Here is a 19273-nt window from a genome sequence, read left to right on the forward strand (position 1 = left end):
ATGGGCCTGGCCATCGTCGAGCGGCTGGCGCGCGACGGCTACGCCGTCGTGATGGCCGACCGCAACGGCGAGCTGGCCGCGCGCGAGGCCGCCGCGCTGCGCGCGCAGGGCCTGGACGTGGACCATCGCGTCGTCGACCTGGCCGACGAAGCCGCCACCCGCGCGCTGGCGCGGGAACTGGCGCCGCTGGCCGCGCTGGTCAACAACGCCGGGCTGTTCGACGAGCGCAAGTTCTTCGACGTGTCCAGCGACGACTACCGCCGCATGTATGAAGTGAACCTGCTGGCCGTGGCGACGCTGACGCAGGAAGCCGCGCGCGACATGGCGCCGGGCGGCAAGATCGTGAACATCGCCTCGCGCGCCTACCTGGGCGCGAAGAACCATCCCCACTACGTGGCCTCGAAGGCCGCGCTGGTGGGCTATACCCGCGCCTCGGCCATGGAACTGGCGCCGCGCGGCATTCTGGTCAATGCGATCGCGCCCGGCCTGATCGACACGCCGCTGCTGCGCAACCTGTCGCCCGAGCGGCTGGCAGCGCAACTGGCGCTGCAGCCCACGGGCCGTGCCGGGCAACCGCAAGACATCGCCAATGCCGTGTCCTTCCTGGCCGCGCCGCACATGGACTTCATCACAGGCCAGGTCATTTTCGTGGACGGCGGCAAATCGCTGGGCGGATCGGGAGCATGAGCAGCATGGAAGGCATCAAATGGGACCTGGAGGTCGACGCGCTGGTCGTCGGCTCCGGCGCGGGCGGCATGGCCGCGGCGCTGACGGCGCGCGAAGAAGGGCTGGACGTGCTGCTGGTCGAGAAGACCGACCGCATCGGCGGCTCCACCGCCATCTCCGGCGGCGCGCTGTGGATCCCGCTGAACGCGCAGAGCGAGGGCGCCGGCCATCCCGACACCTTCGAACAGGTCTGGACCTATCTGCAGCAGACCGTGGGCGCCGCGTCCTCCGACGCGATGAAGCGCGCCTACCTGGAAGCCGGGCCGCGCATGATGGACTACCTGGTCGAGCGCGGCCACTTGCAGGTGGCCGCGCGCACCGCCTCGCCCGACTATTATCCTGACCGTCCGGGCGCAGCCATGGGCGGACGCTCGCTGGATCCGGTGGAGTTCGACGGCCGCAAGCTCGGCGCGAAGTTCCGCGAGCTGCGCGACCCGCTCAAGGAATTCACCGTGCTGGGCGGCATGATGGTCAACATCACCGACGTGCGGCACCTGCTGCGCGCCACCCGCTCGTTCACCGCCTGGCGCCACAGCATGAAGCTGGTGCTGCGCTACGCCGCCGACCGCCTCGGCGGCCGTCATCGCGGCACGCGGCTGCTGCTGGGCAACGCGCTGGCGGCCCAGCTGTTCCACGGCCTGATCCGGCGCGGCATCCCCTATTGGCTGAACACCGCCGCGCGGACGCTGCATCGCGACGCCAATGGCCGCGTGCTGGGGCTGGCCGTGACGCGCGAGGGCAAGACGCTGAACATCCGCGCGCGCCGGGGCGTGGTCATGGCCACCGGCGGTTTTCCGTGGGACGCGAAGCGGCGCGAGCAGACCTATCCCAAGCCCGCCGGCCTGTGGTCCATGTCGCCGCGCGACAACGCCGGCGACGGCATCCGCCTGGCCGAGCACGCCGGCGCGGCGCTGGGCAGCGGCTACGCCAGCCCGGCGTTCTGGGCGCCCGTGTCGGTGCTGGAACGCCCCGGCCAGCCGCCGCTGCACTATCCGCACCTGGTGTGGGACCGCGCCAAGCCCGGCCTGATCGCCGTCAACGCCCTGGGCGAGCGCTTCGTCAATGAATCGACCTCGTACCATGAGTTCGTGCAGGCCATGCAGCGCTCACCCGCCGATGCCGTTCCGGCCTTCCTGATCTGCGGCCAGCGCTTCATCGACACCTGGGGCCTGGGCCTGGCCCTGCCCGGCGGACGTCCGCGCCAGCACCTGATCGACGCCGGCTATCTGCTGCAGGCGCCGACGCTGGCCGCGCTGGCCAGCCGCCTGGGCGTGCCCGCCGACAAGCTGCAGGCCACGGTCGCGCGCCACGACGCGCACGCGGCACAGGGACAAGACCCCGACTTCGGCAAGGGCGGCACGGCCTACAACCGCTACCTGGGCGACCCCGAGCACCAGCCCAACCCCTGCCTGGCGCCGCTGGGCGACGGCCCCTATTACGCGGTGAAGGTCTACCCCGGCGACATCGGCACCGCCTGCGGTATCGCCGCCAACGAACACGCCCAGGCGATCGACGACGCCGGCCGGCCCATCGCCGGCCTGTACGTGGCGGGCAACGACATGCAATCCGTGATGGGCGGCGCCTACCCGGCGCCCGGCATCACCCTGGGCCCGGCCCTGACCTTCGGCTGGGTGGCCGGACGCCACCTGGCCGGCGCGACTTCCTGACGCCAGCAACCGACAAGGATCTTTCCATGAAAATCTATTTCTCCCCCGCCTCTCCCTTCGTGCGCAAATGCCTGGTGGCCGCGCATGAACTCGGTCTGGCCGATCGCATCGAGAAGCTGCCCAGCGCGGCCGGCCCGGTCGCGCGCGACCAGACCATCATCGCCAGCAACCCGCTGGGCCAGGTGCCGACCTTCTTCACCGACGACGGCCAGGTGCTGTACGACAGCCGCGTGATCTGCGAATACCTGAACGTCCTGGGCGGCGGCGCGCTGTTCCCGGCCGAAGGCAAGCCGCGCTGGCAGGCGCTGACGGAACAGTCGCTGGGCGACGGGATGCTGGGCGCCGCGCTGCTGGCCCGCTACGAAACCGTGCTGCGCCCCGAGGCGCTGCGCTGGGACGGCTGGTACGAAGGCCAGATGGGCAAGGTGCGCGACGGCCTGGCGCTGCTGGAACAGAGCACCGCCGCGCTGGCGCAGCGCGTGGACATCGGCACCATCACCATCGGCTGCGCGCTGGGCTACCTGGACTTCCGCTATCCCGACTACGACTGGCGCGCCGGCTTCCCCGCCGTGGCCGCGTGGTTCGCCGCGTTCAACCAGCGCCCGTCCATGCAGGCCACGCTGCCGCACGCCTGAGCGCGACGCTCCGCTTTTGGGGCGGGCAGCGAGGACTGGGGATTCCCGCCGGGCCCCGGGCCGGACGCCCGCCTGGTACGGCGCCTATCGGGCCGCCGCTGGGCCCCTGGCGCAAGCCAGGGGCTTTTTTTCTCATGCGCCTAGCAAAGACCGCCCTTGATCTGGGCCAGCAGGACCTTGAAGTCCTCTTGCTGCATCACATCTCCATACATGACGGAGACCTTCTCGTCCGTGTTTTCCAGCCTGTTGAAAGCATGATCGAACTGCGATCTATCGCTACGCTTCAACCCGCATGCCGCATACAACCTGGCCACACCGCCCCTCCCTTCGTCCTCAACGATTGCGGAGAAGATCCGGCTTGCTTCAGGGCTTTTCTCTACCTCGAGCATTCGCTTCTCGGCATCGGAGATGCGTCCGATGAAGCCGACCATTCCCAGGCTGAATTGAGGCGCGTCCAGGGCGGACGTATCCACTTCCTCAGCCACGGCGACCGCGGGCAGCCAGGAAAACAACAGAACAACCGTCAGTCTCTTGAACCGGAGTGAATTGCCCCGCACTGGCTCAAAGGGAGCTGATGCCGCGATTGTTGCTTTCATTGACTGACTCCGATGGGACGAGTGATCGTGGCGACACAGCAATCGCTGAATGCGCTGCCGACTCACGCATCAACTTAGTTCTTTTCGGATGGCCCATGGTTATTGAATAAACAAGAGCCCATGCACCATTTTTCCGAGGATCACAGATAGAGACACCAAGGCCAGGAAACCAGGAAGTTCGAGACTCCTCCGGGGTTTTTTTCCTCGAAGAACTCTAAACAGCTGGTACCCGCCCCACAAGAGCACCGCGACGATCAGCATCGTGGCAAAGGTGGACCACCCTTCGTTCAAGTGGCCCCAGAACCACATGGTGTCGAGAAACTCACGCATTTTTCGTTTTCAGTCTCAGGCCCTCAAGGCATTCGAGGGCAATGACGAGACCTCGACACTCAATTGAGCGGTCCTCGAAACATCGGTTAGCGCCACCCGGCCAATCAATCATCATCACCGAGGGATTCTATATTTCCCTCTTTGAAAACAAGGCTCTAATGACGGTTTCCGTTGGAAAATCGGACCTATCCTAGTAGGCACGGCCTATCAACCCGGCCCACCGCGACACCGAAAAAGACCGGGCACCTAACTGCAATCAATCGTGATCTCCGTAAGACTGCGCTATGCTGCGATCCGCCACCTTTGCCCTCCTATCCAGCAGGCAGGAACCGCTTCCATGAAACGCCTTTTGACGCTCGTCCTGTGCGCCGCCGCCCTCCCCGCCTACGCGGGTTGTCCCGCTCCCGAGCAATGGGCGCGTGATTTCCAGAAGAGGCACGCCGACTTCCACTGGAACGCCAAGCGCCACGACCCGGCGCTGTTTACACCCGCGTTCGACGCGGCGCTGCGCAAGGAATGGGCCTACGCCAAGGGCGAGGTCGGCCGCCTGGACTACGATCCCTGGCTCGGCGCGCAGGACGGCGACATCGCCGAGCCCATCGCCTTCGAGGCCGAATCCGTGCAGGAAGACGCGGCGGTGGTGGCCATGCGTTATGCCTTCGTGCTGGATCCCGGCGCCGCGCCCGGCAAACACGCGGTGCACCTGGCGCTGAAGAAGGAAGGCGCGCGATGCTGGCGCCTGGACGACTTCATCACGCCGCGCGGCGACTCGCTGATGCGTCTGTTCGCCGGCGATCCGGAGCAGTCAGAGGCCGGCCCGGCGGACAAGGCAAGCGGCGCGCGCTGACCTCCGCCGGCCTGGTAGGGGCGCATGGCGCCGGCCACGCGACAGGAGTACATTGGACTTGCCTGGCCGGGCGGAACGCCCGCCCCGCCGGCACGCTCCAAGCCTTCAGTCCCGGACGCCCAGGGAGCCCCGCATGAACATCGCCGCGATCTCGCCCGTGCCCCGCGTCGCCGCCCCGTATCCGGCGCGCATCCCCCTGCTGGACGACACCCGCCCGGTCTGGGAAACCGAATTCACCGCCCGCCAGGCGCAACGCGCCGCGCAGTTGCGGGCGGGCCGCAATGCGCAGCCCGTCTCCCATGCACGCCTCGCGGACGTCCCGGCAAGCGACGGGCGCGCGGCCACGGCCATCGCGCCACGCGCGCCCGCCCTCGCCGCCCCGACCGCACAACCCGCAGTCGATGTCGACCTGCTGCGCGACCAGCACGCGGATTTCCGCATGCGCCGGGCCATCGACGACTTCATCGCCGCCCCCGTCCAGCCGTCCGCCAATGGCACACAGGACCTGGGCACCATCGCCGGCCTGACGCCGCTGCAACCCTACCGCGTCGCCATGGGCAATCCGCAGGTCCAGGAATTGCAGACGGCCGTGGCATTGAAGGCCGCCGGCCTGGGCATCCCGAAGGTCGCCAACATCGGCCCCGTCGAGAACGCCACCGACAACGCGCGCTACCGTCCAGGCGCGCGGACCTAGTCGCCGCCCCTGGCCCTGGCCGCAACGGGTCGGCCGCGGCGAGGCGGGTGAACGCCTGGCCCGTCATCGCACAACAAGACGCATGAAAAAAGCCACCCGCGAAGGGTGGCTTTTTTCATCGAGGCAAAGCGCCGCGTCAGTGGAAGAACTCGGCGATCATCGTCGCGCCCAGGAAGGTACCGGCGTTGGCGGCCAGCGACACGACCACGATCTTCCAGCCCAGCTTGCGGAAGGCGGGCAGGTCCTTGAGGATGGACAGGCCGGCCATCGCCAGGATCACCGTGGTGAAGGGCAGGAAGTTGACCTTGCCCACCAGCGCGATGATCTGCTCGGAGTACGGCAGCACGCCGGGGCAGCCGGCGGTCATGGCCAGCACCGACAGCACGAACACGGCCGGCAGCTTGGGGATCACGCGCAGCAGCAGGTCGGTCAGCACCACCAGCGCCAGGATGATGAGCATGCCCGGCAGCGCGTCCAGGATCGGCACCTTGTAGCCGAACTGGTTGCCCACCAGCGCGAACAGGCCGCAGACCGCATAGGCGGTGAGGCGATCGCCGAAGCCCAGCTTGGAGCCGTGGGCGGGCGTCTCGTCGGCCACGGCATCGGCGGCGACGGCCTCGTCGGCCTTGGCGCGCGAGAAACGGCCCAGCACCGGCTCGAGCTTGCCGTACAGCCAGATGGTGGTCGGCAGCGAGATGAACAGCGTGAAATACACGCCCACGACGGTGGTGAGCAGGTTGGCGGCGGCGGCCAGCGCGGCCACCTGGTGCGCCATTTCCGGGGTCTGCTGCGAGGCGATGGCGCCCACGCCGGCGGCCATCATGCTGCCCGAGCCCACGCCCGCGCCCATGGCCAGCGAACGCGGATCGAAGATGTTCAGGCTGGTGATGAAGCCGGCCAGCAGCGCCACGAACAGCGCGCCGATCACGGTGCCGGTGATGTACTCGGCCATCACGCCTCGGCCTTCCGGCGAGTTCATGCCGTAGCGCTCGCCGATGATGGCCAGGCTGGGCTCGCGGCCCACCGAGAAGGTGGCGCCGATGGCCTCGCGCTTGATGCCCAGCAGCAGCGCCAGCGGCAGGCCCACGGCCATGGTGCCGAAGAAGTGGCCGAACTCCTGGAACACCAGGGCCCAGCCGGCTTCGCGCACCTGAGGCAGCGCGCCGCCCACCATCAGGCCGAGCTTGGCCAGGAAGGGCAGCAGCGCGTATTGCAGATAGCCGCTGATGCGCGTCTGCATGGCGGTGTCCACGCCGGCGCCGGCGGGCAGGCGCTGGCCCAGGGCCGCGACCACCGCGCCGATGAAGATGGCCCAGAGCATGGGCTGCAGCACGATCTTGCCCGGACCGACCGCGAAGGTCATGCTGCCAATGGCCTCGGAAATGAGCACCACCATCAGGATGACGACAAGCATGCGGATGCGGCTGGACAGCGACATCGAAGGCGCGGCCAGGCTGGCGCTGGCGTGAGACATGGGATTCCCCTGGAGTACGTGAGTAGCTATTGGAAGAAAGCGGGCGGATCCGCGCGCGCATCCGCCGGCATCCGCCGCGTCCTCCCGGGACGCGCGCGAACGCGCAGGGGCGATTTTCGCCCCGCCCCCACCCCGCAACCATGACATCGCCCGCGCAGAAACGTTGCGTAAAATGCAACGGTTGGGTGCTTCCTGGGAATTTCTTGCATGAACAGCCAGAAAGCCTGGGTAAACCCTTAAAAGAAGTGTGGGTTTGCCGCCGCAATCCCACCCTGTCACCGCCCGCCGCCCCGCTCTTGCATCTGGATCCCCCATGGACGAAACCCTGGACGCCCGCCGCACCCACTATTTCATGCAGGTCATGAGCCGAGGCTCGGTGCGCGGCGCGGCCGAGCTGCTGGACATGGACCCCTCCGCCGTCAGCCGGGCCATCGCCGCGCTGGAGCGCGATTGCGGCATGGCCCTGTTCGAGCGGCGCGGACGCGGCCTGGTGCCGACCGACGCCGGCCACATGCTGGCGCGCTACGTGAAACGGCAGCAGGACATCCAGGACAGCTTCTTCTCCGAGATCGACAGCCTGCGCAAGGCCGAGCGCGGCCATATCGACCTGGTGCTGGGCGAGGGCTTCGTGGAAATGATGTTCGACCGCGTGCTGCCGGGCTACTGGCGCAGCCATCCCGAGGTCACGCTGGACATCGACGTGGCGCGCACCTCCGAGATCGCGCAGCGCATCATCGACGACCAGGCCTATATCGGCCTGGTGTTCCAGCCGCCCAACGACGCGCGGCTGCGCACGCATTACTCGCGGCCCGAGCCCATCCGCGCCATCGTGCGCGACGACCATCCGCTCACCCGCCTGCGCCGGCCGCTGCTGCTGACCGATCTGGCCGACTATCCCGGCGCCGCCATGCAGGAAGGCTTCGGCGTGCGCCAGCACATCCAGGCCGCCGAGATCAGCGAACAGGTGCGGCTGCGCAATGTGCTGACCACCTCGTCCTTCAAGGCGCTGTGGCAGTTCGCCGCCACCGGCATCGGCTACGCGCTGACTCCGCCCATCGCCGTCACCGCCGACCTGCGCGCGCAGCGCCTGGCCAGCCTGCCGCTGTCCAATCCGATCCTGAACCAGGGCAGCCTGCAGGTGCTGAGCCGGGCCGGCCGCCATGTGTCCCCGGCCGCGCGGGAGCTGCTGGACCATATCGTGCGCGGCATTGCCCTGCCGGACGGCGCGACATCTGCTACGCCCGATTGAGCCGCAGCTGCGCCTGCCACGCGGCGCCACGCCGGCCTACATTGCCTGGACGACATCACGACAGGAGCAGGGCATGCGGGCTTTCTTGCGCACGGTCAAGACCGTGTTGTGGGGGTTTCTCGGAATACGCCGCCGGCGCGATTACGATGCCGACATCGCGGGCAACAAGCCCGGCCACGTCATCGCGACGGGGCTGTTGATGGCGGCCGTGCTGGTGACGCTGCTGGTGGCGGCCGCCCGCTGGGCGGTGCGCGCGGCGCTGTGAAATCCGGCGGTCAGCCGGTACGTGACCCCGCGCTGCAAGCCCAGGCTGGAACCGGCGCCTGCCGCCACTGCGGCCGTGCCGGCGCGCGCCCGGTCATATGCTTATCGCCCGCATGACCTTATTACCAGAATGACTTAGACGCTCATCGTGGCTGCCTGCTACGGTTATGAATCCTCCCGTGGACGCGCCGCGCCCGGCGCTCCGGCAGGACACCAAGAACCGAAAGACTTCAAGGGCAGTAGACATGTACGTGTATGACCCGGTCGACCAGCAGCTCGTCGAGCAGCGCGTGGCGCAGTTTTCGGACCAGACGCGCCGCTTCCTGGACGGCCAGCTCACCGAAGACGAATTCCGCGTGCTGCGCCTGCAGAACGGCCTGTACATCCAGCGCCACGCGCCCATGCTGCGCGTGGCCATCCCCTACGGCATCCTGGCCTCGCGCCAGCTGCGCACGCTGGCGCACATCGCCCGCAAGTGGGATCGCGGCTACGGCCATTTCAGCACCCGCCAGAACATCCAGTTCAACTGGCCCAAGCTCGAGGACGTGCCCGAGATCCTGGCCGAGCTGGCCACGGTGCAGATGCACGCCATCCAGACCAGCGGCAACTGCATCCGCAACACCACCACCGACCACTTCGCCGGCATCGCGCCCGATGAGCTGGTGAACCCGCTGGTGTGGTGCGAGATCATCCGCCAGTGGTCCACGCTGCATCCGGAATTCGCCTTCCTGCCGCGCAAGTTCAAGATCGCCGTGAGCGGCGCCGTGCAGGACCGCGCCGCCGTCGGCGTGCACGACATCGGCCTGCAGGCGGTCGAGCGCGACGGCAAGCTGGGCTTTCGCGTCTGGATCGGCGGCGGCATGGGCCGCACGCCCATCGTCGGCAAGCTGATCAACCCCTTCGTCGAATGGCAGGACCTGCTGACCTACCTGCAGGCCGCGCTGCGCGTCTACAACCTGCATGGCCGCCGTGACAACAAATACAAGGCGCGCATCAAGATCCTGGTCAAGGACCTGACGCCCGAGGTGTACGCGCAACAGGTCGACGAGGAATGGCAGACCATCAAGGGCGGCCCGGACACCATCAGCCAGGCCTTCGTCGACCAGATCGCCGGCCGCTTCGTCTGGCCGCAATATGATCCGGCGGCCAGGGACGAGCCCGATCATTCGGCCGAGCTGGCCGCCGCCGACAAGCGTTACGCGCGCTGGCTGCGCACCAACGTGCACGCGCACAAGGTGCCCGGCTACGCCGCCGTCACCGTCTCGCTCAAGGCCACCGGCGTGCCGCCCGGCGACATCACCGCCGACCAGATGGACGCGGTCGCCGCGCTGGCCGACGAGCATGGCTTCGGCGAACTGCGCGTCTCGCACGAGCAGAACCTGATCCTGGCCGACGTGCGCCGCGCGCGCCTGCACGAACTCTGGCAGCAGCTGGAAGCGCTGAACCTGGCCACCCCCAACGTGGGTCTGCTCACCAACATCATCGCCTGTCCCGGCGGGGACTTCTGCGCGCTGGCCAATGCCGTCTCCATCCCGGTGGCCGAAGCCATCCAGCGCCAGTTCGACGACCTGGACTACCTGTTCGAGATCGGCGAGCTGGACCTGAACATCTCGGGCTGCATCAACTCCTGCGGCCATCACCACGTCGGCCACATCGGCATCCTGGGCGTGGATAAGGCCGGCGAGGAGTGGTATCAGGTCACGATCGGCGGACGCCAGAACGGCGCGGCCAAGCCGCTGCCCGACATCGAATCCACGCGCGGCGGCGGCGCGGCGGTGGGCCGGATCATCGGCCCCTCGTTCGCGCGCGACCAGGTGCCCGGCGTGGTCGACCGGCTGATCCAGACCTACCTCGGCCTGCGTGACAGCGAAGCCGAACGCTTCATCGACGTGGTCGACCGCGTCGGCATCGATCCCTTCAAGCAGGACGTGTACGCCGATCCCGCTTTCGCCAAGCCCGCGCAGGAGCCCGCCCATGTCTGAGGTCTTTGCCCACGACGCCCCAGGCCCGCACCTGATCCGGGGCGGCCGGCTGGAAACCGACACGGCGCGCCTGTTCGCGCCCGATCCCGAAGTCGCCGCCGAAGGTCAGGTGCCGCGCGACGAGCCCGACTGGATCGTGCCGCTGTCCACCTGGAAGACCTCGCGCGCCACGCTGCGCCGTCACCATCATCCGGTGGCCGTGCTGCTGGAACCCGACGCCGACCTGCGCGAGCTGGCCGACGCCGACGGCACGCTGGATCCGTCCGGCATCGCCTTCATCGCGGTGGACTTTCCCATCTATACCGACGGCCGTGGCTATTCGCTGGCGCAGCTGCTGCGCACGCGCTATCAATGGCAGGGCGAACTGCGCGCGGTCGGCGACGTGATGATCGACACCATCCACTATCAGGCGCGTGTGGGTTTCGACAGCTTCCTGGTCAAGCCCGGCCACGATCCGCACAAGGCGCTGGCCGCGTTCAATACCTTCACGGTGCATTACCAGAAGACGTATCCGGCGCCGACTGCGGCATAAGCCACAGGATCCTCCGCCGGGCCTGGACAATGCCAAGCCTGGCGGAAGCGCCGATCTCAGGCCAGCGTCGGAAACCGCGTCGCGATATCGTCGCCGGTGAACCGCGCCACCCAGCCCGCCGGATCGTTGAACAGGCGGATACAGGTGAAGGCCGGGCTCGAACCCATGTCGAACCAATGCCGGATGCCGGCCGGCACCGAAATCAGATCGTCCTGCTCGCACAGCGCCGCGTACACGCGGCCTTCGGCGTGCAGCACGAACAGGCCGCTGCCGGCGACGAAGAAACGCACCTCGTCGTCGGCATGCGTATGCTCGGCCAGGAACTTGGCGCGCAGCGCCGCGCGCTCGGGATGGGACGGGTCCAGGCTGACCACGTCCACGCTGCGATAGCCGCGCTCGGCGATCAGCCGGTCGATCTGTTCCCGATAGGCCGCCAGCACATCCTCCGGCGCCGCGCCTGGCGCCAGCGGCGCCTGCGCGCGCCAGCGCTCGAAGCGCACGCCGATGGCGGCCAGCTCGCGGCCGATCTCGCCGGCGTCGCGCAATGTGCGCCCTTGATCAGGCGCGTCCTCGGAATAGATGGTCAGCGAGGACATGAACGGCTTACCAGGAGGTGGCGTAGGCGCCGGGGAACTGCCTGGCGACGAAGGCCTTGACCTCATCGGACTGGTAGGCCTTGATGAAGCGGGCGATGCGCGGATCGCTCTTGTTGTCCTCGCGCGCGGCGATGACCACGGGCGCGAAGGGCGCGTCCTTGCTTTCCAGCGCCAGCGCATCCTTGGCGGGCGACAGGCCGGCCGGGATGGCGTAGGCCGAGTTCACGGCGGCGGCGTCCACGTCCTTGAGCGAGTGCGGCAGCTGCGCGGCCTCGATCTCGATGAACTTCAGGTTCTTGGGATTCTCGGCGATATCGAAAAGCGAGGCGGTCACGGTCACGCCCGGCTTGAGCGTGATCAGCCTGGCGGCCTGCAGCACCAGCAGGGCGCGCGCGCCATTGGTCGGATCGTTGGGAATGGCGACCTTGGCGCCCGGCGGCAAGTCGTCCAGCTTGGACACGCGCTTGGAATAGATGCCCATCTGCTGCACCACAGCGGTGGCGACCGGCACCAGGTGATAGCCGCGCGCCTTGTTCTGCGCGTCCAGGAAGGGCTTGTGCTGGTAGATGTTCAGGTCCAGCTCCTTGGCATCCAGCGCCGCGTTGGGCTGGATGAAGTCGCTGAATTCCACCAGCTTGACCTTCAGGCCGTCCCTGGCCGCGACCTCGCGCACCACCTCGCCGATCTGCGCGTGCGGACCGACGGTGACGCCGACCTTGAGTTCGGCGTCCTGGGCCGAGGCCGGCGTTGCGACGGTGCCGGCGGCGAAGCCGAGCAGGACGGACAGTAGGGCCAGGGAGCGGCGCAGGCGCATGGGAGTTCTCGCGAGACGGGAGTCGAAGGAAGCCTGGGATTCTAGATAGCGTCCCTCAAAACCGGAAGCGATGAATTTTCATATTCATATGCCCATTCGAATATAAGAACGCGGCCATGACAAGCGCGCCGCGCCGCGACACAATAGCGGCTGCCTTCATCGACCCGGCGCGCACTCGCCGCGCCCGCATGCCCATGTCCACCGCTACCGAACTCCATCCCCTGGCGCGCGCCCTGCTGGCCGACCACTATGCCGCCGTCGACGCCGACCTGCCCGCTTTGCTAGACCTGCTGTTCGCCCGCAGCGCCGGCGAAGACTGGCACAAGGCCGGCACCTTCAAACACCATCTGTTGGGCGTCTACCGCACGCTGGCGCTGTGGAACCAGCCGCGCGAAGTGCGGCTGCTGGGCCTGTTCCACAGCGTGTACGGCAATGAGTACGTGGACCTCACCCTGTTCGACCGTGAACGCGAGCGCAACACGCTGCGCGCGGCGCTGGGCGAGGAAGCCGAGGAATGGGTCAGTCTGTTCTGCGCAATGCCGCGCACGAAATTCGTGCAGGCCGTGCTGCAGGGCCAGGGCGCCGGTCCCGAGGGACTGGCGCTGGAAGGCGCCGACGGCCAGATCCACACGCTGACGCCGCGCCAGGTGGCCGCCTTCATCGTGGTATCGGCCGCCGACATCGGCGAGCAATGGCACAGCTGGCAGGACGAGATCTTCGCCGGCTATCCGCAGCAGCAGCGCCGCGACCTGAAGACGCATTGGGCCGCCTCGCTCTGGCCCGGTCCGCTCAAGCCGCCGTCGAACATCCTGTCCATGCTGTCGCACCTGCTGGCGCCGCTGTCGCGGCTGGCGGACGGCACCGGCATCCCGGTGCCGCCGGCCTTCGACCATTGCCGCGCCACGCTGACGCCGCGCGACGAGGCCGCGGCCAGCGCGCTGTACTGGCAGGTGGTGACCCGCATGCAGCCGCTGACCGAGATGGACAGCGCCCGCCACATGCTGGAAGCGGCCGTCGAGCACAATCCCTGGGTCGGCGAGCCGCGCCTGATGCTGGCGCAGCTGGCGCTGACGGCGGGCGATTTCGAGGCGGCCGAACGCCACGCCGCGGCCGGACTGGCGGCGCTGCAGGCCTGGGGCACGGCCTGGGACAAGCGCATCGAATGGGCCGGCTGGATGGCCTGGGCCCGCATCGAACTGCAGAACGCACGCGCGCGCCGCTGGCCGGAGAACCTGGCCGCGCTCAACGGGCTGGGACTGGTGGAATGACCCTACATGCCCGCCCAATGCGGGCCGGGCACGTTGATATCGAACATTTCCAGCACGCGGGCCACGGTGTGGTCCACCATTTCCTCGATGCTGGCCGGCCGGTGATAGAACGCCGGCAAGGGCGGGAACACGATGCCGCCCATCTCGGTGACGGCGGTCATGTTGCGCAGGTGCGCCAGGTTGAACGGCGTCTCGCGCACCATCATCACCAGGCGCCGACGCTCCTTGAGCGTGACGTCGGCGGCGCGCGTGATGAGATTGTCGGACAGGCCGTGGGCCACGGCCGCCAGCGTGCGCATCGAGCAGGGCACGATCACCATGCCGGCGGTCTGGAACGCGCCGCTGGCCAGCGTGGCGCCCACGTCGCGGATGCTGTGTACATGGTCTGCCAGCGCATAGACGTCGTGGCGGCCCACGTCCAGCTCATGCTTGATGTTGAGCACGCCGGACGCCGAGATCACCAGGTGCGACTCGACATCCTCCACGCCGCGCAGCGCCTGCAGCATGCGCACCGCGTACAGGGCGCCCGTGGCGCCCGTGATGCCGACGACGAGACGACGCACGGGATCAGGCCGTGGCGCCGGATTGCTCAAGCAGGGTCTTGAGCTCGCCGGACTCGTTCATCTCGGCCATGATGTCCGAGCCGCCGACGAATTCGCCGGACACGTACAGCTGCGGGATGGTCGGCCAGTTCGAGTATTCCTTGATGCCCTGGCGGACTTCGTCGTCCTCCAGCACGTTGACCGTCACCAGCTTCTTGACGCCACAGCCCTTGAGGATCTGGATGGCCTTGCCAGAGAAGCCGCACTGGGGAAACTGGGCGGTGCCCTTCATGAACAGCACGACGGGATGCTGGGTAACGGTTTCGCGGATGAATTCTTGGACGTCGCTCATGGTGATCTCGCAGACAGGCGCCGCGCGGGCGCCGACAAGGGAATTGCACAATTATAGGTACTGTCGGGAAAACCGGCCGGAACCCCCTGCGCTCCGTCGGGGCTTAGGCGGGCGCCGGCCCATCCCCGCACCGCCGGCCGGGCCGGCGCCCAGTCTCGGATCGGTCCGTTCCCGCCAGTCCGGCCCCTCAAGTCGCCTAAACTTGGCGCTCGATCAGGGGAGATCCCATCCCGCCCCCTGATGCCGCGAAGCAAGATGAGGCCGCCAGATGCGATACCAGACGACCCGGCCGGAACCCCGGCCCACCAAGTCCCCCCGGACCAAGCCGGCCGAAGTCCGCCTGGACGAGCTGATGGCCGCCGCCGAGAAGCTGTTCCTGGCCAAGGGCGTGGAAGCCACGACAATCAGCGAGATCGTCGAGGAGGCGCAGGTCGCCAAGGGCACGTTCTACCACTACTTCGCGTCCAAGAACGAGATGCTGACAGCCCTGGGCAACCGCTACACCGCCCGGTTCCTGGAGCGCTTGCGGAACGCCGTGGACGGCTGCCCCGCCGGCGACTGGCGGGCGCGGCTGCAAACCTGGATCCGCGTCAACGTCGAAGCCTACGTCGAGACCTTTCGCACGCACGACATCGTCTACGCCAACCATCACCACCACGATCGTTCCAACCAGGACAAGAACGCGATTCTTGAGCAGTTGCAGGACATCATCGAGCGCGGCATGGCCGCCGGCGCCTGGACGACCGACCAGCCCAGGATCGTGGCCCTGCTGATCTACGCCGGCGTGCATGGCGCCACCGACGACCTCATCGCGGCTCAGCCCGCCGACTGCGCGGCCTTCGCGCGGGCGGTCGCCGACAGCTGCATGCGCATGCTCGACGCGCCCAGGCCGCGCGGCCAGACCCGCTAGCGCCGGCCCGGCCAGCGGCCGCCGGAAATGCGCTCGATGCCGGCCAGGTCGCGGCGGCTTGCCACGTCCTCGAAGCCGGCCGCCTGGAGCAGGCCGCGCACCGCCTCGGCCTGGTCCCAGCCGTGCTCCATCCACAACGCGCCGCCCGGCTTGAGCCGCGCGCCGGCGCCCTGCGCGATGCGGGCCAGGTCGCCCAGTCCGTCGGCGCCGTCGGTCAGCGCGCCGCGCGGCTCGAAGCGCACGTCGCCCTGTCGCAGGTGCGGATCGTCGCTGGCCACGTAGGGCGGGTTGGAGACGATCAGCTCGAAGCCCTCGCCGGCCGGCACGGCGTCGAACCAGCTGCCTTCGACAAAGCGCACCGAGGCCGCCAGTTCCCAGGCGTTGCCGGCGGCCACGGCCAGCGCGGCCGGACTCAGGTCGCTGGCCATCACGCGCGCGTCGCGCCGGGCCAGCGCGATCGAGATCGCGATCGCGCCGCTGCCGGTGCCCAGGTCCAGCACCGCCGGCGCGGACTGGCCTTCCAGGCATTGCAGCGCGGTTTCGACCAGCACCTCGGTATCCGGACGCGGAATCAGCACGTCGGGCGTGACGCGGAAAAGATGGCCCATGAATTCGCGGCGGCCGACCAGATAGGCCATCGGCTCGCCCGCCAGCCGGCGCCGGGCCAGGTCCTCATAAGCCTGCTGCGCGGCGGCCGGCAGCGGATCGGTGTCATGCGCCAGCAGCCAGGCGCGCGGCTTCTGCAACACGTGCTCCAACAGCATGCGCACTTCCAGGCGCGGCAGCCGGGCATCGGCGAGCAAGGTCTTGACCTGGGTCATCGCGCGCCTCCGTGGCTCAGACGTCGTCGCCCAGCGCCGCCAGCTGCTCGGCCTGGTGTTCGGCGATCAGCGCGCCGGTCAGTTCTTCCAGGTCGCCTTCCATGATCTGCTGCAGCTTGTACAGCGTCAGGTTGATGCGATGGTCGGTCACGCGGCCCTGCGGGAAGTTGTAGGTGCGGATGCGCTCGGAGCGGTCGCCCGAGCCGATCAGGCTCTTGCGCTCGGCCGCTTCCTTGCTCTGGCGCTCGCGGGTTTCTTTGTCCTTCAGGCGCGCGGCCAGCACCTGCATGGCCTTGTCCTTGTTGCGGTGCTGCGAGCGGTCGTCCTGGCATTCCACCACCAGCCCGGTCGGCAGGTGGGTAATGCGCACGGCCGAATCGGTCTTGTTGATGTGCTGCCCGCCGGCGCCGCTGGCGCGGAAGGTGTCGATGCGCAGGTCGCTGGGGTTGATGACGATCTCGGACACCTCGTCGGCCTCGGCCATGATGGCCACCGTGCAGGCCGAGGTGTGGATGCGGCCCTGCGCCTCGGTGGCGGGCACGCGCTGCACGCGGTGCGCGCCGGACTCGAACTTGAGTCGGCCGTAGGCGCCGTCGCCGTCGATGCGCGCGATCACTTCCTTGTAGCCCCCCAGCTCGGACGGGCTTTCCGACATCAGCTCGACGCGCCAGCCGCGCTGCTCGGCATAGCGCGTGTACATGCGCAGCAGGTCGCCCGAGAACAGCGCGCTCTCGTCGCCGCCGGTGCCGGCGCGGATTTCCAGGAACAGGCTGCGGCCGTCATTGGGATCGCGCGGCAACAGCAGCAGCTGCAGCGCGCCTTCCAGTTCCTCGATCTTGCCCCGGCTGGCCTTGATCTCTTCCTCGGCCATGGCCTTCATGTCGGGATCGGACAGCATCTCCTGCGCGGTGGCGAGATCTTCCTCGCTGCGCACGAAGGCATTGAAGGCCTCGACCACGGGCTCCAGCTCGGCGCGCTCGCGCGAGAGCTTGCGGAAGCGGTCCATGTCGGACGCGGTGTCCGGTTCGGCAAGCATGGCGTCGACCTCGATGAGGCGATGGCACAGATGCTCCAGCCGGCTGCGCATGGATGATTTCATGATGGGCGGTACTCGAATGGGGGAAAGCGGATGGCGGGCGTGCGGCAACGCGGACGCCCGCCGCGAGGCGGGACGCGGGCCAGCGCCGCTAACGGCGGGAGTCGCGGCCGGGGAACAGGCGCGGCATCCAGGCAAGCAGCTGCTTGCGGTCCTCGCCTTCGCTGCGGTTCAGCGCGGCCAGCGGGCCATGCAGGTATTTCTGGGTCAGGCCGTGGGCCAGCTGCTCCAGCACGGCCTCGGGCGATTCGCCGCGCGCCAGCATGCGGCGCGCGCGCTCCAGCTCGGCGGCGCGCACGTCCTCGGCGGCCTGGTGCAGGTCGCGGATGACGGGCACCACTTCGCGGGATTGCATCCAGTGCATGAAGCCCTGGACGCGGGTTTCGATGATGGCTTCGGCCTGCACCACGGCCGCGCGGCGCGCGTCGGTGCCGGTCTGCACCAGGCGGCCCAGGTCGTCCACCGAATACAGGTAGACGTCGTCCAGGCGGCCGACTTCCGGTTCGATATCGCGCGGCACGGCCAGGTCGATCATGACCATCGGGCGGTGGCGGCGTAGCCGCGTGGCCCGCTCCACCATCCCCAGCCCGAGGATGGGCAGGGAGCTGGCCGTACAGGACACGATCACATCGAATTCGGACAAGCGGTCGGTCAGGTCCGACAGCTTCATGGTGCTGGCCGAGAAACGATTGGCCAGCAGCTCGGCGCGCTCGGCCGTGCGATTGGCCACGACCATGCTGCGCGGGCGTTGCGCGGCGAAGTGCGTGGCGCAGAGTTCGATCATCTCGCCGGCGCCGATGAACAGCGTGCGGGCCTGGCCCAGGTCGCCGAACACGCGCTCGGCCAGGCGCACGGCGGCCGCGGCCATGGACACGGACTGCGCGCCGATGGCGGTCTGCGACCGCACTTCCTTGGCCACCGAGAAGGTGCGCTGGAACATCTGGTGCAGCAGCGTGCCGAGCGAACCGGCCTCGCCGGCCGCGCGCACGGCGTCCTTCATCTGGCCCACGATCTGGGTCTCGCCCAACACCATGGAATCCAGGCCGCTGGCCACGCGGAAGGCGTGACGCACGGCGTCGTCCTGGTGATGGCGGTAGAGGTGCGGGCGCAGGGTGCCGGCGTCGAGCCGGTTGTAGTCGGCCAGCCAGGCCGGCAGTTGCTCGGCCACATGGCCGTCGGCCGCGCAATAGATCTCGGTGCGGTTACAGGTCGAGAGGATGGCGGCTTCGCGGACCGAGCCGCCGAAGGCCGAGCGCAATCCGTCCAGCGCGGGCCTGACCAGATCGACGGGCATGGACACGCGTTCGCGAACCGAGACCGGCGCGGACGTGTGATTCAGACCGAAGGCAAGGACAGCTACCGACATGTGGGAAGGATGGGCGGGCCGCCCTGTACTTGTGAATATGTAACAGCAGACCGTTAAAGATTATACCTCCGCGGCTTATCCACGGACCACGGCGACGGCCAGGCGCGACGCTGGGTCGCACCTGGAGCGCACACGGGTCGCACGCGGGCATGCCCTGCTTCCAACAAGCGCGACGTCGGCCGAGGAGATACCGGCGTCGGCACTGCACATCGACATGCAAGCCGGCATCGGCATGCGCCGGGCCGGGTCCGCCAACTTTTTCAAACTTTTTTCGCGCTGACTGGCACAAGTCCAAAAAATTGTGTATAGTTGCGGACTTCGTTGGCCTGGTAGCTCAGTTGGTAGAGCAGCGGATTGAAAATCCGCGTGTCGGTGGTTCGATTCCGCCCCAGGCCACCAAGAGATTCAATAAGAAGGCCAGCTCCGATGAGCTGGCCTTCTTGCATTGCGGCGTTGATACGCACTCGATATGCGGGCTGCGCGGTCCGAGCCATGCCGAGCCGAGTCCCGAC

Annotated in this window: 20 protein-coding genes and 1 tRNA gene; 12 read left to right on the forward strand and 9 right to left on the reverse strand. The window is 68.2% G+C overall.

Translation table 11 applies throughout. From position 1 onward, the window contains the following. From C2U31_RS02245 to C2U31_RS02255, 3 genes are read left to right on the forward strand one after another with little or no spacing between them, the layout of a single operon-like run. Positions 1-687, forward strand: coding sequence for an SDR family NAD(P)-dependent oxidoreductase (locus tag C2U31_RS02245; protein ID WP_233772799.1), 687 nt, complete (start codon positions 1-3; stop codon positions 685-687). A 5-nt stretch (positions 688-692) separates the two neighbouring features. After that, positions 693-2393 carry an FAD-dependent oxidoreductase gene (locus tag C2U31_RS02250; RefSeq protein WP_103276225.1) on the forward strand — a complete coding sequence of 567 codons (1701 nt, stop codon included), beginning with the start codon at positions 693-695 and terminating at the stop codon, positions 2391-2393. Positions 2394-2419: 26 nt separating this feature from the next. Then, entirely contained in the window at positions 2420-3028 is a 609-nt protein-coding gene (locus C2U31_RS02255) for a glutathione S-transferase (protein WP_103271351.1), read from the forward strand. Positions 3029-3168: 140 nt separating this feature from the next. Here C2U31_RS02255 and C2U31_RS02260 read toward each other — a convergent pair whose 3' ends face one another. Beyond that, on the reverse strand, positions 3169-3624 hold the full coding sequence (locus C2U31_RS02260; protein WP_158658290.1) for a hypothetical protein: 456 nt from the start codon (positions 3622-3624) through the stop codon (positions 3169-3171). Positions 3625-4291: 667 nt separating this feature from the next. Between C2U31_RS02260 and C2U31_RS02270 the strand changes: the two genes are divergently transcribed. Continuing rightward, on the forward strand, positions 4292-4801 hold the full coding sequence (locus C2U31_RS02270) for a hypothetical protein (RefSeq protein WP_158658291.1): 510 nt from the start codon (positions 4292-4294) through the stop codon (positions 4799-4801). 133 nt (positions 4802-4934) lie between these two features. Next, entirely contained in the window at positions 4935-5495 is a 561-nt protein-coding gene (locus C2U31_RS02275) for a hypothetical protein (protein ID WP_103271355.1), read from the forward strand. Between the two features lie 136 nt (positions 5496-5631). Here C2U31_RS02275 and C2U31_RS02280 read toward each other — a convergent pair whose 3' ends face one another. Next, on the reverse strand, positions 5632-6969 hold the full coding sequence (locus C2U31_RS02280) for a DUF3100 domain-containing protein (protein WP_103271356.1): 1338 nt from the start codon (positions 6967-6969) through the stop codon (positions 5632-5634). A gap of 313 nt (positions 6970-7282) precedes the next feature. On the opposite strand from C2U31_RS02280, the gene C2U31_RS02285 reads away from it, so the two are divergent. The 4 genes from C2U31_RS02285 (at position 7283) to C2U31_RS02300 (ending at position 10996) form a co-directional block, all read left to right on the forward strand. Further along, positions 7283-8218: a LysR family transcriptional regulator gene (locus C2U31_RS02285; RefSeq protein ID WP_103271357.1), complete on the forward strand. Its 936-nt coding sequence runs from the start codon at positions 7283-7285 to the stop codon at positions 8216-8218. A 73-nt stretch (positions 8219-8291) separates the two neighbouring features. Then, positions 8292-8483, forward strand: coding sequence for a DUF2970 domain-containing protein (locus tag C2U31_RS02290; RefSeq protein WP_103271358.1), 192 nt, complete (start codon positions 8292-8294; stop codon positions 8481-8483). A gap of 244 nt (positions 8484-8727) precedes the next feature. Then, a complete protein-coding gene (locus C2U31_RS02295) occupies positions 8728-10464 on the forward strand; it encodes a nitrite/sulfite reductase (protein WP_103271359.1) in 1737 nt (578 codons plus the stop codon). Beyond that, positions 10457-10996, forward strand: coding sequence for a DUF934 domain-containing protein (locus tag C2U31_RS02300; RefSeq protein WP_103271360.1), 540 nt, complete (start codon positions 10457-10459; stop codon positions 10994-10996). Before C2U31_RS02295 ends, C2U31_RS02300 begins: the two co-directional genes overlap by 8 nt. Before the next feature lie 56 nt (positions 10997-11052). Here the strand turns inward: C2U31_RS02300 and C2U31_RS02305 are convergent, their stop codons facing one another. Then, positions 11053-11592 (reverse strand): acireductone dioxygenase, encoded by a 540-nt coding sequence (locus C2U31_RS02305; protein ID WP_103271361.1) that lies wholly within the window; start codon positions 11590-11592, stop codon positions 11053-11055. Positions 11593-11599: 7 nt separating this feature from the next. Continuing rightward, complete coding sequence (locus tag C2U31_RS02310; protein ID WP_103271362.1) at positions 11600-12406, reverse strand: MetQ/NlpA family ABC transporter substrate-binding protein; 807 nt, start codon at positions 12404-12406, stop codon at positions 11600-11602. 194 nt (positions 12407-12600) lie between these two features. Here C2U31_RS02310 and C2U31_RS02315 point away from each other — a divergent pair, with 194 nt between their 5' ends. Further along, complete coding sequence (locus C2U31_RS02315) at positions 12601-13674, forward strand: DUF6817 domain-containing protein (protein ID WP_103276226.1); 1074 nt, start codon at positions 12601-12603, stop codon at positions 13672-13674. Between the two features lie 2 nt (positions 13675-13676). On the opposite strand, the gene C2U31_RS02320 is transcribed toward C2U31_RS02315, so the two are convergent. Together C2U31_RS02320 and grxD are read right to left on the reverse strand one after the other, a co-directional pair. Next, positions 13677-14237: a UbiX family flavin prenyltransferase gene (locus C2U31_RS02320; protein ID WP_103271363.1), complete on the reverse strand. Its 561-nt coding sequence runs from the start codon at positions 14235-14237 to the stop codon at positions 13677-13679. A 4-nt stretch (positions 14238-14241) separates the two neighbouring features. Further along, on the reverse strand, positions 14242-14568 hold the full coding sequence (gene grxD / locus C2U31_RS02325; RefSeq protein WP_103271364.1) for a Grx4 family monothiol glutaredoxin: 327 nt from the start codon (positions 14566-14568) through the stop codon (positions 14242-14244). 268 nt (positions 14569-14836) lie between these two features. Here grxD and C2U31_RS02330 point away from each other — a divergent pair, with 268 nt between their 5' ends. Further along, the gene (locus C2U31_RS02330) at positions 14837-15478 is read left to right on the forward strand and encodes a TetR/AcrR family transcriptional regulator (protein ID WP_103271365.1); all 642 of its coding nucleotides are present in this window, start codon (positions 14837-14839) and stop codon (positions 15476-15478) included. Here C2U31_RS02330 and prmC read toward each other — a convergent pair. The 3 genes from prmC to hemA form a co-directional block, all read right to left on the reverse strand. Then, positions 15475-16299, reverse strand: coding sequence for a peptide chain release factor N(5)-glutamine methyltransferase (gene prmC, locus C2U31_RS02335; protein WP_103271366.1), 825 nt, complete (start codon positions 16297-16299; stop codon positions 15475-15477). The two genes, C2U31_RS02330 and prmC, sit on opposite strands and share 4 nt — an antisense overlap. Positions 16300-16315: 16 nt before the next feature. Continuing rightward, the gene (gene prfA / locus C2U31_RS02340) at positions 16316-17398 is read right to left on the reverse strand and encodes a peptide chain release factor 1 (protein ID WP_103271367.1); all 1083 of its coding nucleotides are present in this window, start codon (positions 17396-17398) and stop codon (positions 16316-16318) included. 88 nt (positions 17399-17486) lie between these two features. Next, entirely contained in the window at positions 17487-18761 is a 1275-nt protein-coding gene (gene hemA, locus C2U31_RS02345) for a glutamyl-tRNA reductase (protein WP_103271368.1), read from the reverse strand. Positions 18762-19084: 323 nt separating this feature from the next. Between hemA and C2U31_RS02350 the strand changes: the two genes are divergently transcribed. Then, positions 19085-19160 (forward strand) — tRNA-Phe (locus tag C2U31_RS02350). Positions 19161-19273 lie beyond the last annotated feature (113 nt).

This window comes from Achromobacter sp. AONIH1 (assembly GCF_002902905.1).
Taxonomy (GTDB): Bacteria; Pseudomonadota; Gammaproteobacteria; order Burkholderiales; family Burkholderiaceae_B; genus Achromobacter.

Excerpts from the sequence above, each read along its gene's own strand:
- C2U31_RS02300 (WP_103271360.1), top strand. The coding sequence starts at position 10,457 with ATGTCTGAGGTCTTTGCCCACGACGCCCCAGGCCCGCACCTGATCCGG.
- C2U31_RS02285 (WP_103271357.1), top strand. The coding sequence starts at position 7,283 with ATGGACGAAACCCTGGACGCCCGCCGCACCCACTATTTCATGCAGGTC.
- prmC (WP_103271366.1), bottom strand. The coding sequence starts at position 16,299 with ATGACCCAGGTCAAGACCTTGCTCGCCGATGCCCGGCTGCCGCGCCTG.
- C2U31_RS02295 (WP_103271359.1), top strand. The coding sequence starts at position 8,728 with ATGTACGTGTATGACCCGGTCGACCAGCAGCTCGTCGAGCAGCGCGTG.
- C2U31_RS02270 (WP_158658291.1), top strand. The coding sequence starts at position 4,292 with ATGAAACGCCTTTTGACGCTCGTCCTGTGCGCCGCCGCCCTCCCCGCC.
- C2U31_RS02250 (WP_103276225.1), top strand. The coding sequence starts at position 693 with ATGGAAGGCATCAAATGGGACCTGGAGGTCGACGCGCTGGTCGTCGGC.
- C2U31_RS02275 (WP_103271355.1), top strand. The coding sequence starts at position 4,935 with ATGAACATCGCCGCGATCTCGCCCGTGCCCCGCGTCGCCGCCCCGTAT.
- C2U31_RS02310 (WP_103271362.1), bottom strand. The coding sequence starts at position 12,406 with ATGCGCCTGCGCCGCTCCCTGGCCCTACTGTCCGTCCTGCTCGGCTTC.
- C2U31_RS02280 (WP_103271356.1), bottom strand. The coding sequence starts at position 6,969 with ATGTCTCACGCCAGCGCCAGCCTGGCCGCGCCTTCGATGTCGCTGTCC.
- prfA (WP_103271367.1), bottom strand. The coding sequence starts at position 17,398 with ATGAAATCATCCATGCGCAGCCGGCTGGAGCATCTGTGCCATCGCCTC.
- C2U31_RS02330 (WP_103271365.1), top strand. The coding sequence starts at position 14,837 with ATGCGATACCAGACGACCCGGCCGGAACCCCGGCCCACCAAGTCCCCC.
- C2U31_RS02305 (WP_103271361.1), bottom strand. The coding sequence starts at position 11,592 with ATGTCCTCGCTGACCATCTATTCCGAGGACGCGCCTGATCAAGGGCGC.
- hemA (WP_103271368.1), bottom strand. The coding sequence starts at position 18,761 with ATGTCGGTAGCTGTCCTTGCCTTCGGTCTGAATCACACGTCCGCGCCG.
- C2U31_RS02260 (WP_158658290.1), bottom strand. The coding sequence starts at position 3,624 with ATGAAAGCAACAATCGCGGCATCAGCTCCCTTTGAGCCAGTGCGGGGC.
- C2U31_RS02255 (WP_103271351.1), top strand. The coding sequence starts at position 2,420 with ATGAAAATCTATTTCTCCCCCGCCTCTCCCTTCGTGCGCAAATGCCTG.
- C2U31_RS02290 (WP_103271358.1), top strand. The coding sequence starts at position 8,292 with ATGCGGGCTTTCTTGCGCACGGTCAAGACCGTGTTGTGGGGGTTTCTC.
- grxD (WP_103271364.1), bottom strand. The coding sequence starts at position 14,568 with ATGAGCGACGTCCAAGAATTCATCCGCGAAACCGTTACCCAGCATCCC.
- C2U31_RS02315 (WP_103276226.1), top strand. The coding sequence starts at position 12,601 with ATGTCCACCGCTACCGAACTCCATCCCCTGGCGCGCGCCCTGCTGGCC.
- C2U31_RS02245 (WP_233772799.1), top strand. The coding sequence starts at position 1 with ATGGGCCTGGCCATCGTCGAGCGGCTGGCGCGCGACGGCTACGCCGTC.